This window comes from Glycomyces dulcitolivorans, assembly GCF_003265355.1.
Taxonomy (GTDB): domain Bacteria; phylum Actinomycetota; class Actinomycetes; order Mycobacteriales; family Micromonosporaceae; genus Glycomyces; species Glycomyces dulcitolivorans.
Genome location: NZ_QFRW01000323.1, coordinates 37,497 through 49,022, shown reverse-complemented (window position 1 = coordinate 49,022; position 11,526 = coordinate 37,497). Strand labels below are relative to the sequence as shown.

The window sequence follows — 11,526 nt, the reverse complement described above, 5'->3', positions numbered from 1 at the left end:
GTACACGCGGCCCCTGGACGGGCAGCGGGACCTGCGCGCGCTCGTCGGCCGCCACGAGGGCCCGGACGTGTCGGTGGCGGCCCCGGCGACGCCGGTGCTCCTGCCGGCCGAGACCGCGCGGCAGTTCGCGGCGGCGGTGGCGAGCGCGGTCGACAATGTGCGGGAGCACTGCCCGGAGGGGACGCGGGTGTGGCTGCTGCTGGAGGACGAGGGGGACGCGGTCCAGGTGAGCGTGCGCGACGACGGGCCGGGCTTCGCGCCCGACCGCCTCGCGACCGCCGCCGCGGAGGGCCGTCTCGGTGTGGCGCAGTCGATCCGGGGCCGGATCAGGGAGCTGGGCGGGACGGCCGAGGTCGTCTCGGCGCCCGGGCAGGGCACGGAGGTGGAGATGCGGATTCCGCGCGTGGAGAAGGAAGTGGGTGCCGGTGGCGACGCTCGTCGTGGTCGATGACCATCCGATCTGGAGGGAGGCGATCAGCCGGGACCTGACCGGGGCCGGGCACCGGGTGCTCGCCGTGTTCGGGGAGGGCCGGGCGGCCCTGGAGGGCATCCGGTCGCTGCGTCCGGACGTGGCGATCCTCGACCTCCAGTTGCCGGGCCTGTCGGGGGTGGCGGTGCTCCAGGGCCTGGGCGAGGACTGCCCGACCGCGGTCCTGGTGCTGTCGGCCAGCGGCGAGTCCTCGGACGTGCTGGAGGCCATCAAGGCCGGGGCGCGCGGGTACCTGGTGAAGTCGGCCTCGCCCGCCGAGCTCGCGGACGCGGTCGAGCGGGTCGCGGCCGGGGACGCGGTGTTCACGCCGGGCCTGGCGGGCCTGGTGCTCGGCGAGTACCGGCGGCTGGCGAACGCGCCCGAGCCCGAGGAGCGCCCGCAGCTGTCGGACCGGGAGACCGAGGTGCTGCGCCTGGTCGCGAAGGGCCTGGGGTACAAGGAGGTCGCCGCGCGGCTGACGCTGTCGCCGCGGACGGTGCAGAACCACGTGCAGCACATCCTCACCAAGCTCCAGCTGCACAACCGGGCCCAGCTGGTGCGGTACGCGATCGAGCAGGGCATCGACGGGGACTGAGTACTTTCGCTCCCGCGAATTGAGCGATCCAGCCGATGCGCGGACCGGCCCCGATGGGGCTCAATGGTGGGATGAACGCCTTCATCACCGCCGCAGGAGCGTACCTCCCCGGGGACCCGGTCGGGAACGACGAGATCGCCGCGCGCCTCGGCGGCGTCGACGACCGCGGCGACCGGCTCCGCCGCCGCATCCTCGCCGCCAACGGGATCGCCAAGCGCCACTACGCACTCGACGAGCGCGGGCGCACCACCGAGCTGAACGAGGAGCTCGCCGCCAACGCGCTGGGGTCCATGCTGGACGACCGCGGTTTGACCGCCGCCGACCTCGACATGCTCGCGACCGCGACCACCCAGGGCGACCTGCTGGTGCCGGGGTTCGCGTCGATGGTGCACGGGCGCATCGGGGGCGGGCCGATGCAGCTGCTGTCCGCCGCGGGCGTGTGCGCCTCCGGCCTCGCGGCGCTGGACGCGGCCGTCGCGAAGGTCCGGTTGGGCGACAAGCGAACCGTGGCCGTGGTCGGCTCGGAGCTGTCGTCGCGGTGGCTGCGGGCCTCGCGCTTCACCGGCGGGGGCGACACCGACGCGCACTTCCTGCGCTGGATGCTCTCCGACGGGGCCGGGTCGGTGCTGGTCGAGTCGCGGCCGCGCCCGGACCGGCCCTCGCTGCGGGTCGACTGGGTCCGCACCGTCTCGCTCGCGCACGAGCACGAGGTGTGCATGCGGGCCGGCATGGGCGCCGACAACTCCCCCGCCGCGGGCCGGACCTGGCAGGACATGGGCAGCGCCGCCGCGGCCGAGCAGGCCGGGATGATGCTGCTGCGCCAGGACACCTCGGCGCTCGGGGCGCTCGCGGAGGCGGGCCTCAAGGAGTTCTCGTCGCTCGCCCAGCTCGGGCTCATCGACCTCAAGCGCCTCGACCACGTGCTGTGCCACTACTCGACGAACGCGTTCCGCGACATCGTCTTCGACCAGCTCGCCTCCACCGGCGCGCAGATCGACACCGGCCGGTGGTTCTCGAACCTGGAGACGAAGGGGAACACCGGGGCCGCGTCGATCTTCATCGCCCTGGAGGAGTGCTGGCGGACCGGCCGGTTCGAGCCGGGCCAGACCGTGCTCCTCGCCGTCCCCGAGTCGGGCCGGTTCTCGTTCGGGTTCGCGCACCTGACGTGCGTGGCACCCGAAGCGGCGGAGTCGGTCTCGGTGCAGGTGCCGGAGCGGGCCCCCGCAGCGGTTCACGAGCCGGTGCCGACCTCGGACGGGAACGTGTTCGCGCGGCTCGACGCGGTGTGGGAGGACTTCGAGCGGCGACTGGACGCCGTCCCGGTCATGCGCCGCCTCGCCGACGGCGAGTCCACACTGGAGGACTACCTGCGGCTGCTGTTCAACCTGCGCCAGCAGGTCGCCGACGGCGCGCGGTGGATCTCCCGGGCCGCCTCGAACTTCTCGGTCGACTTCTTCGACCTGCGCAGCGCCGCCATCGGACACGCCGCCGAGGAGCACCGCGACTTCATGATGATCGAGCGCGACTACGCCGCGTGCGGCGGCTCCATCGAGGCGATCAGGAACGGGCGCAAGAACATCGGGTCCGAGGCGCTGTCGGCGTACATGTTCCACACCGCGAGCCGGGCCGACCCGGTCGGGCTGCTGGGCGCCATGTTCATCATCGAGGGGCTCGGCACCGGGAAGGCCTCCGGCTGGGCCGCGCAGTTCAAGGAGCAGCTGGGCCTGCGCGACGACCAGGTGAGCTTCCTGGCCTACCACGGGGAGGCCGACGACGACCACTTCGCGAAGCTCCAGGCGATCCTCGCGTCCCCGCGCGTCGACGCCGCGGCGGCCGACGCGATCGTCTCGACCGCGAAGGTGGTGGCGCGCCTGTACGCGCTCCAACTCGAAGAGCTCGACAATGTCTGACCTCGCGGGCCCGCCATTGTGGGACGCGATCACCGCCGACCCGTCGCTGTCCCTCGACCGCGAGACGGCGCGGAAGATCGCCGAGGACCAGCAGCGCTGGACCCGCACCTGGCTGTACCCGCTGATGCGGCCCGTCTCGCGGGTCCTGGCGCTGGTCATCCTGGGGCTCAAGCGGATCACGCCGGTGCGCTGGACCGCGCACCGGCTCATGGACCGGCTCTGCATCTGGTTCCTGCGCCGCTTCGCGTCCCCGCTCGCGGTCGAACTCCTCATCCGCCACTTCGTGATCGAGACGAACCTGCTCAACTTCATCGTCCGCAACTCCGACACCTCGATCGAGCCGGTCGCCTTGCGGCCCACCGACCTCGCGGGGCTGGGGAACAAGGCGGTCATCGAGCACGACATCAACGTGTACGTCGTGCTCGCCGGGCTCGGGCCCGTCGCGCGCCGCACTGAGCTCGACTTCTCAGGGCTCGACATCCCCGAGCTCGACGCGGAGCCGCGGCGGCGCCGGCTCATGCGCCTGGACATCCAGACCGCCCTGTGCCTGATGAACCTGCCGTTCGCCGCGTGCCTGACCCCCGAGGAGTACCGCCGTGCCGTCCACTCGATGCGATTCGACGACTCGATCCTGGCGATCCTCGCGGAGATCACCGGCGACCCGACGTTCCTGCGGTGGTGCAGCGGGGACCTGTCGGTGCGCGTGGACTCCAACGCGGACGTGCCGCACGCGGTGTACCGCCATGCCGTGATCTGCGAGTACGCGCACGAGCACCTGCGCCGGATGTCGGTGCGCGCCTGAGCTGCTACCGTCATCGCGCAGCGGAGGAGGAGCGGCGTGGACGCGTGGGTGGCGATCGACTTCGAGACGGCGAACGGCAGCCGCGCCAGCGCGTGCTCGGTGGCCGCGGTGCGGGTGGAGAACGGCAAGGAGGCCGAGGCGTACGCGAGCCTCATCCGCCCGCCGGCGGGCCACGACCGGTTCGACTTCCGGAACACGCAGATCCACGGGATCCAGCGGCGCGACGTCGTCGGGGCGCCCACGTGGCGGCAGGTGTGGTCGCAGCTGCGGGACCTGATCGGGGACGCGCCGGTGGTCGCGCACAACGCCGCGTTCGACACCTCGGTCATCCGCGGCGCGAACGCCGCGACCGGGATCGGGGCGCCGTCGCTGCGGTACGCGTGCACGCTCGTCATCGCCCGCCAGACCTGGGCGCTGGACTCGTACACGCTGCCGCGGGTGGCGCGGGCGGCCGGGATCGCGTTCGGCGACCACCACCGGGCCGAGGCCGACGCGCGGGCGGCGGCGAACGTCCTGCTCGCCGAGCAGCGCGAGCACGCGGTGGACTCCCTGGACGAGCTGCTGGAGACGGCGCGGGTCCGGTGGGGCCGCATTCACGGCGATGGATACGACGGCTGCCGCAAGTATTGAGCGTGGTCGATATTGTCGGGTTTCGGCGGTGTAGACGCTTTCACCCCTTCGGTGTCAAGAACCCGTCAAGGGAGTTGACGCAGGTCATTCGCGGTGGTGCGCTTGAAGGACCAAGCGAATCGCAATCGGAGGTGGATGATGGAGCGCACTCCCTCGACCCCGTACTCCCGCGCCGGCGGCCTGGCCGCCCTCGGCGGTTCCATGCTCGTGGCCGGATCGATGTTCCTCCCCTGGGCGGACGCCGGAGGAGGGACGGTGAACTTCTGGGGGCTCTCGGGCGTCGCGGGCGTCGACGGCGACGCCGGCACCTACGGGGTCTCGATGGTCCTCATCCCCCTGCTGGTGCTGTGGTGCGCGATGTTCTTCGCGTGGCGCACCCACGAGACCCGCATGGCCTGGGCGTTCGGCGGGTTCGCCGGGGCGATGATGCTCTACGGCGGCGACATGCGCCTGAGCGAGGACCTGCCCGCCGCCGGGCAGGGCGCGGGCGAGGTCGTCGCCGCGGTGGGCCTGCTGCTGCTGGCCGCGGGCTGCGTGATGGCCGTGGCCGCGAACGTGCCCGAGCCCGTCCAGACCCGCCGGGAGTGGAAGGGCTCGCTCTAGCGACCGGTACTTGCCCGCAGGCAGTGGTATGTCACACGTGACGCGTGATATGCCGCTGCCTGCGGCGTTTGCGCAGGCGGGTCACTCGCCGAGGAGGCGGCTTTTGGCGCGGTCGAACTCCTCCTGCGTGAGGTGGCCGGCCGAGCGAAGGGCCGCGAGGCGTTCGAGTTCGGAGACGATCGAGCCGGACCCGCCGGAGGTCGAGGTCGCGGAGGTCGAGGTCGCGGAGGTCGAGGTCGCCTCGGTGGTGGTCTCGGTCTTCTCTGCGGTGCCGGAGGACCGGAACCAGGGCCGGACCACGCGGGCGTTCTCGGGCCGCATCTCGCGGAAGACCGCGTACACGGGCTCGTCGAGCCACTGGCGGCGGACCCGGACCTTGACGGCGTGGCGGCTGCCGTTGTGGGTGAAGTGCATCGTGGCCTGGCCGAAGCCGTGTTCGAGGGCCTTCTCGGGCGTGTAGTTGCCGATGGGGGCGTCGGCGATCCCGAAGCCGGTGAGCGTGGCGCGCACGCGCTGGGCGCCGAGGAGGCGGGCGCCGTAGCCGGTCGTCTTCAGTTCGATGAGCAGGCCCAGGAGGGCGAGCACGGCGGCGACTCCGAAGGCCGCGCCGACGACCCGCAGCTCCGTGGCGACGGTCGCGGCGGCGAGGCCGTCCTCGGCGACCGCGGTGTTCCAGCCGGAGATCGCCGCGTACGTGCCGAGCATGGCGGCGAGGCCGACGCCGGAGAGGCGGGCCAGCGCGCCGAGTAGAACTGCGAGGATGACGTTGCAGATGATCCCGGCGACCGGCAGGAGCGCCCGCCAGTCGTTGGTGGAGCACTCACCGCCCCAGCACTCCCATTCGACGAGGTGGCCGACGCGCACGCCGGTCTCGATGAGCCACCAGGTGGCGGCGGCCAGGCCGAGGGTGAGGAGCACGGCGAAGAACCTGGCAGCGGGGTTCCGGCGCTGCGCATCCGGTTGCGAGGTGGTGGACACGACACCAGTATGGAGCCCGCGCGCCCCTTCCGCACACCGCCGTCTCACGCGGAGTTGACTTCGAGTGCGCTCTAGGTTCTAGGCTCGGGCCATGAGCACACCGCAGCAGAGCATCAACTCCGGATTCGGCGCTTCCACCACGGCGGCCGAGGTCCTCGACGGCATCGACCTGACCGGCAAGCACGTCCTCGTCACCGGCGGCTACTCCGGGATCGGCCTGGAGACCGTGAAGGCGGTCGCCGCCGCCGGCGCGCAGGTCGTGGTCCCGGCGCGGCGCCCCAAGGTCGCCGAGGAGGCGCTCGCGGGCATCGCGGGGGTCGAGACCGGCGAGCTCGACCTGGGCGACCTGGCCAGCGTCGAGGCGTTCGCGAACGGGCTCCTGGACGCCGGGAAGGGCATCGACGCGGTCATCGACTCCGCCGGGGTCATGGCCAGCCCCGAGACCCGCGTCGGCCCCGGCTGGGAACTCCAGTTCGCCGTCAACCACCTCGGGCACTTCGCGCTCGTGAACCGCTTGGCGCCCTTGCTGAACGAGGGCTCGCGCGTGGTCGCGGTGTCCTCGGGCGGGCACCGGCGCTCGCCGATCCGCTGGGACGACCCGCACTTCGCGGAGGGCTACGACCGCTGGGAGGCGTACGGGCAGTCCAAGACCGCGAACGTCCTGTTCGCCGTTCACCTCGACCGCCTCGCGCAGGGCCGGGGCGTGCGGGCGTTCGCGCTGCACCCCGGCGGCATCCTCACCCCGCTCCAGCGGCACGTCTCGCGCGAGGACCAGATGGCCATGGGCTGGGTCGACGCGGACGGGAACGCCGTCGCCGACTGGTTCAAGACGACCGAGCAGGGCGCGGCCACCCAGACGTGGGCCGCGTTCTCGCCGCAGCTCGACGGCAAGGGCGGCGTGTACCTCCAGGACTGCGACGTCGCCGAACTCGGCGAGGGCGGTGTGGCGGAGTACGCGGTCGACCCCGAGCAGGCCGCGCGGCTGTGGGACTTCTCGGTGGAGCTCACCGGGGTCGACGGCTTCCGGGGCTGACGTCGGTCGGGCGCGGTAGGTTTCGGGGCGAGCATCGAGAGGGGTTCCGCATGGAGATCGACGAGCTGCTGACCGACGCGTTCGGCCGGGTCCTGGAGGGGGTCGAGTCGGTCCTCGACGGACTGTCGCAGGAGGACCTGGAGGCCCGGCCGGGCCCGGGCGCCAACACGATCGCCTGGCTGGTCTGGCACATCGCGCGCGTCCAGGACGACCACGTGTCCGACGTGGCCGGACACGAGCAGACGTGGACCTCCGGCGGCTGGGAGGAGCGGTTCGGCCTGGGCCTGCCGCCGGGCGACACCGGCTACGGTCACACGCCCGAGCAGGTGGCGAAGGTCAGCGGTATCCCGGGCGCGGACCTCCTCGCCTACTACGGGGCCGTCCACGCGCGGACCCTCGACTACCTCGCCGGGCTGACCGCGGCCGACCTCGACCGGGTCGTGGACGTGAACTGGACGCCGCACGTGACCCTCGGGGTGCGGCTGGTCAGCGTCGTCGACGACAACCAGCAGCACAACGGGCAGGCCGCGTACGTGCGGGGGCTCCTCGGCGCTGAGGGCCTGTCCGGGGAATCCCGGTGAGGCCCTAGGCGCTGTCGCGGATGACGAGCTCGGTCGGGAGGATCACCGGCTCGACCTCGCGCTCGTCGAGGAGCTCGATGAGGAGGCGCACCGTCTCCTCGGCGACCTTGTCGAGCGGGTGGCGGACCGTGGTCAGGGCCGGGCGGGTCGCCGAGGCGATCACCGAGTCGTCGAAGCCGCCCACGGCCACGTCGTCGGGGACGCGCCGGCCCGCCGCGTGCAGGGCCTGGAGCGCCCCGGCGGCCATGAGGTCGGAGGCGACGAACACCGCGTCGATGTCGGGGACCGCCTCCAGGAGCCGGCGCATCGCGGCCTCCCCCGCGGCCTGCGTGTAGTCGCCGTGGACGACGAGCTGCTTGGCGGCCTTGCGGCCCAGCACGCCCGTGAACCCTTCGAGGCGCAGCGCCCCGCCGGGGGTGTCGAGCGGGCCGGTGATCATGCCGATCTTGCGTCGGCCCTGGTCGACCAGGTACTGGGTCATGGCGCGGGCGCCGCCGCGGTCGTCGGCTGCGGCGTACGGGATCACCGACTCGCGCCCCAGGACCGCGCCGCAGGCGACGGCCGGGATGCCGGAGCGCTCGATCTCGTCGAGCAGCGGGTCGCCCGCGTGGGTCGAGACGAGCAGCGCCCCGTCGGCGTGGCCGCCGCGCAGGTACCGGGCGACGCGGTCGCGGCCGCGGTCGTCCCCGGCGATCATGAGCACCAGCGACATGTCGCGCTCGGCGAGCTGGTTCGTGGCCACCCGCATGAGGACCGAGAAGTTCGGGTCCTCGAACAGGCGCTCCTGCGGCTCGGAGAGCACCATGACGATCGAGCCGGTCCGGCTGGTCACCAGGCTGCGCGCCGCGCGGTTGACGACGTAGCCGGTCTCGGCGACGGCACGGCGCACCGCGGTCTCCGCCGACAGCGAGACGTTCGACTTGCCGTTGAGGACCCGCGAGACCGTGCCGCGCGAGACGCCCGCGGCATCGGCGACATCGTGGATCGTCGGTCGTTTCCGTGCCAAGTTGCTCAACTCTCCCTTGTGCCTCAGTGTCATTATGTCCCCGCCCGGCGACCGGGCGGGGCGCCGGACCGGAGAGGCCGCCCAAGGGGGGTGACGGCCTCTCCGACCCGCTACGCGGTGCGGTACAGCTTCACGTCGTCGATGTTCAGCCAGTTGCCCGCGTTCGCGGCGTCCCAGAAGCCGACCCGGATCTGGCCGTTCGTCACCTGGATGCCCTCGATGGACACGTACGTCCACGCGCTCGAACTCGTCGGGATGGTCACCTGCCGCTCGGTGCCGCCGTAGTTCTTGGCGTACATGTACACCGAACTCTGGCCGCCGCCCGACAGCACCCAGCCCGAGAGCGTGTACGTGCCGTTCGTCAGCCCGGTCTTGTTCTGGTACAAGGAGACCGTGTACGCGCTCGCCCAGTAGTGGTTGAGCGTCCAATCGCCGTGCGCCGGCCAGGCGTCGGAGGTGTACGTGGCGTTGGCGTACGAGCTGTTCGCCGACACCACGGTCCAGCCGGTCGGGGTGTTCGTGTACGCCCCGTTCGCCTCGAACGAGCCGTTGGTGAGCAGGTTGACCCGCTGGGTCGAGGCCGTCTCGCCGAACACGTCGAGCGTGGCGAGGGCGTTCCCGTCCCAGTCGAACAGGGTCTGGTTGTCCCACGGGTTGCTCAGCGTCCCGGTGTCGCCGTTGTCGGTCTTGCCGGCCTCGGTGCCCCAGTTGGCGCCCTCGACCGGGAGCCAGGTCGGCTCCCACCAGATGATGCCGCGGCCGCGGTCGTCGGGGACGTCGGCGACGATCTCGCGCAGGTCGCGCAGGAAGTCGGTCTGGCCCTGGACGGACGCGGTGTACCCGCCGGTGGCCTCCTCGGCCGTGTAGAACGAGTTCCCGAGGCCGTCGCCGTCCGCCGTGGTCCACCCGTAGGCGGTCTCGACGATGAGGACGTCCTTGGAGTAGCGCTCCGAGATGTCGTTCAGGTTCTGCTTGAGCTCGCCCATGGTGCCGTGCCAGAACGGGTAGTACGACAGCGCGATGACGTCGAAGTCGACGCCCTCGGCGGTGATCCCGTCGAACCACCACTGGTACAGCGAGTTGTCGCCGCCCATGTCGAGGTGCAGCGCGATCTCGATGCCGCTCGCGGCGTCGTTGACGCCGTCGATGCCCGCCGACAAGAGCTCGCCGAGCTGCGTGAAGTCGGAGACGGTGCCGCCGATGCGGCCGTCCTCCCACAAGAGCCCTGAGGAGATCTCGTTGCCCATCTGGACCATGTCCGGCTTGGCGCCGGCGGCCTCCATGGCGTTGATGACGCTCTCGGTGTAGTCGTGCACCGCGGTCTTGAGCTGGGCGTAGGTGAGGTTCTGCCAGGCCTTGGGCTTGGTCTGCGTGCCCGGGTCGGCCCACCAGTCGGAGAGGTGGAAGTCGAGGAGGACGTCCATGCCCTGCGCCTTGGCGCGCTGCGCCATCGCGATCGTCGAGGCGAGGTCGTTGGTGCCGCCGCCGTACGGGTCGCCGGCGGCGTTGTAGGGGTCGTTCCACAGGCGCAGGCGGACCATGTTCGCGCCGTGGTTCGCCATGATGTCGAGCGCGTCGCCCTGGACGCCGTCGTCGTAGAACTGCCCGCCGAGGTCCTCGACCTCGCCGAGCATGCCCACGTCGACGCCCATGATGAAGTCGCTGCGGACCGCAGCGGCCGGCTCGCCGACGGCCAGGACGGCCGCCGTCAGCGCACCGGCCATGAGACCGGTGGTCAAACGCTTCAAGCTGTTACGCTTCAAGCTTCGCTCCTTTGCGATTGACAAGGGGGTTCAGGCGCCGCCAAGCGCCCGCAACGACGGCAGTGCATTGCCGTCGAAGTCGAAGAGGGCCTGATTGGCCCAGGAGTTGCCGGCCTCGTCCACGACGTCGTCGCCGTACTCCATCCCGGCTCGCGACGCCCAGGTGGTGCCCGCTACTGGGAGCCACGCCGGCTCCCAGTAGACGATCCCCAGGCCGAGACCGTTCGGCACGGCGGCAACGGTCGCGTAGAGGTCGCGCAGGAACGTGGTCTGGCCCTCGGGCGAGACCTCCCAGCGCAGTCCCTCGGCAAGCTTCCCGTTGAAGACCTGGTGGTGGCCCTCGGGCTGGTCCGCGGTCCACGCGTACGCCGTCTCGACGACCACGAGGCCCTTGCCGTAGCGCAGGGCGAGGTCGCTCAGGTTGGCGCCCAGGTCTTCCAGGGTCGAGTGCCAGTACGGGTAGTAGGACAGGCCGATCACGTCGTAGTCGAGGCCGCGGACCGTCGCCTGGTCGAACCAGCCGCGGTACAGCTCGTTCGCGCCGCCGAAGTCGAGGTGGACCATCACCTGCGCGCCACCGGATTCGCGGACCGCGGCGGCGCCGGCCTTGAGGAGACCGGTCAGGCGGTCGAACGCGGCCGGGTCCTCGCCGTCGAAGCGGCGCTCGGCGTCGAGGAACTTCGGGGTCTTCCCTTCGGGCCAGAGCATCCCGTTGGTGATCTCGTTGCCGACCTGCACCATGTCCGGGTAGACGCCCGCATCGGTCATGGCGGCGAGGACCTCGGCGGTCCAGTCGTGCACGCGCGCTTCGAGGTCGGCGCCCTTCAGGCCGCGCCAGGCCTTCGGGGTCGACTGCTTCTTCGGGTCGGTCCAGAAGTCCGAGTAGTGCAGGTCGAGCAGGAGGTGCTGGCCCGCCGCCTTCGCGCGGCGGGCCAGCGCGATCGTCGTCGCCAGGTCGTTGGTGCCGCCCATGTACGGCTCGCCCGACTCGTCGCGCGGGTCGACCCACAGGCGCAGGCGGATCCAGTTGACCCCCGCCTCCGCGGTGAGCTCGAAGAGGTCGCGCTCGGTCCCGCTGGAGCGGAACGCGGCGCCGCGCTCCTCGATCTCGGTGGTCATCGAGACGTCGGCACCCCGGATGGGCAGCAGCATGATC

General features: G+C 71.7%; 12 protein-coding genes. 8 read left to right on the top strand and 4 right to left on the bottom strand.

Features of this window, described 5'->3' with window-relative positions:
* The 6 genes from DI269_RS24360 to DI269_RS24335 form a co-directional block, all read left to right on the top strand.
* Positions 1-451, top strand: a 451-nt coding sequence (locus DI269_RS24360; RefSeq protein WP_232822889.1) for a sensor histidine kinase, incomplete at its 5' end; no start/stop codon positions are given.
* Complete coding sequence (locus DI269_RS24355; RefSeq protein ID WP_112140835.1) at positions 426-1,064, top strand: response regulator; 639 nt, start codon at positions 426-428, stop codon at positions 1,062-1,064. The genes DI269_RS24360 and DI269_RS24355, both read left to right, overlap by 26 nt.
* Positions 1,065-1,135: 71 nt before the next feature.
* A complete protein-coding gene (locus DI269_RS24350; protein WP_112140832.1) occupies positions 1,136-2,974 on the top strand; it encodes an iron-containing redox enzyme family protein in 1,839 nt (612 codons plus the stop codon).
* On the top strand, positions 2,967-3,776 hold the full coding sequence (locus DI269_RS24345; RefSeq protein ID WP_112140830.1) for a DUF6999 family protein: 810 nt from the start codon (positions 2,967-2,969) through the stop codon (positions 3,774-3,776). The genes DI269_RS24350 and DI269_RS24345 overlap by 8 nt, the downstream gene beginning before the upstream one ends.
* A 36-nt stretch (positions 3,777-3,812) precedes the next feature.
* Positions 3,813-4,406, top strand: a complete 594-nt coding sequence (locus DI269_RS24340) for a 3'-5' exonuclease (RefSeq protein WP_112140827.1) — start codon at positions 3,813-3,815, stop codon at positions 4,404-4,406.
* A gap of 138 nt (positions 4,407-4,544) precedes the next feature.
* A complete protein-coding gene (locus DI269_RS24335; RefSeq protein WP_112140825.1) occupies positions 4,545-5,009 on the top strand; it encodes a hypothetical protein in 465 nt (154 codons plus the stop codon).
* Positions 5,010-5,090: 81 nt separating this feature from the next.
* Here DI269_RS24335 and DI269_RS27895 read toward each other — a convergent pair whose 3' ends face one another.
* Positions 5,091-5,987, bottom strand: coding sequence for an SHOCT domain-containing protein (locus DI269_RS27895; RefSeq protein ID WP_198667716.1), 897 nt, complete (start codon positions 5,985-5,987; stop codon positions 5,091-5,093).
* Positions 5,988-6,078: 91 nt separating this feature from the next.
* Between DI269_RS27895 and DI269_RS24325 the strand changes: the two genes are divergently transcribed.
* Together DI269_RS24325 and DI269_RS24320 are read left to right on the top strand one after the other, a co-directional pair.
* Positions 6,079-7,020, top strand: a complete 942-nt coding sequence (locus DI269_RS24325; RefSeq protein WP_112140823.1) for an SDR family NAD(P)-dependent oxidoreductase — start codon at positions 6,079-6,081, stop codon at positions 7,018-7,020.
* A gap of 50 nt (positions 7,021-7,070) precedes the next feature.
* The gene (locus DI269_RS24320) at positions 7,071-7,601 is read left to right on the top strand and encodes a mycothiol transferase (RefSeq protein ID WP_112140820.1); all 531 of its coding nucleotides are present in this window, start codon (positions 7,071-7,073) and stop codon (positions 7,599-7,601) included.
* 4 nt (positions 7,602-7,605) lie between these two features.
* Here DI269_RS24320 and DI269_RS24315 read toward each other — a convergent pair whose 3' ends face one another.
* The 3 genes from DI269_RS24315 to DI269_RS24305 form a co-directional block, all read right to left on the bottom strand.
* Positions 7,606-8,640, bottom strand: a complete 1,035-nt coding sequence (locus DI269_RS24315; protein WP_112140818.1) for a LacI family DNA-binding transcriptional regulator — start codon at positions 8,638-8,640, stop codon at positions 7,606-7,608.
* A gap of 77 nt (positions 8,641-8,717) precedes the next feature.
* Positions 8,718-10,370 carry a glycoside hydrolase family 53 protein gene (locus DI269_RS24310; protein ID WP_198667715.1) on the bottom strand — a complete coding sequence of 551 codons (1,653 nt, stop codon included), beginning with the start codon at positions 10,368-10,370 and terminating at the stop codon, positions 8,718-8,720.
* 30 nt (positions 10,371-10,400) lie between these two features.
* Positions 10,401-11,522 carry a glycoside hydrolase family 53 protein gene (locus tag DI269_RS24305; protein WP_112140816.1) on the bottom strand — a complete coding sequence of 374 codons (1,122 nt, stop codon included), beginning with the start codon at positions 11,520-11,522 and terminating at the stop codon, positions 10,401-10,403.
* Positions 11,523-11,526: the final 4 nt, after the last annotated feature.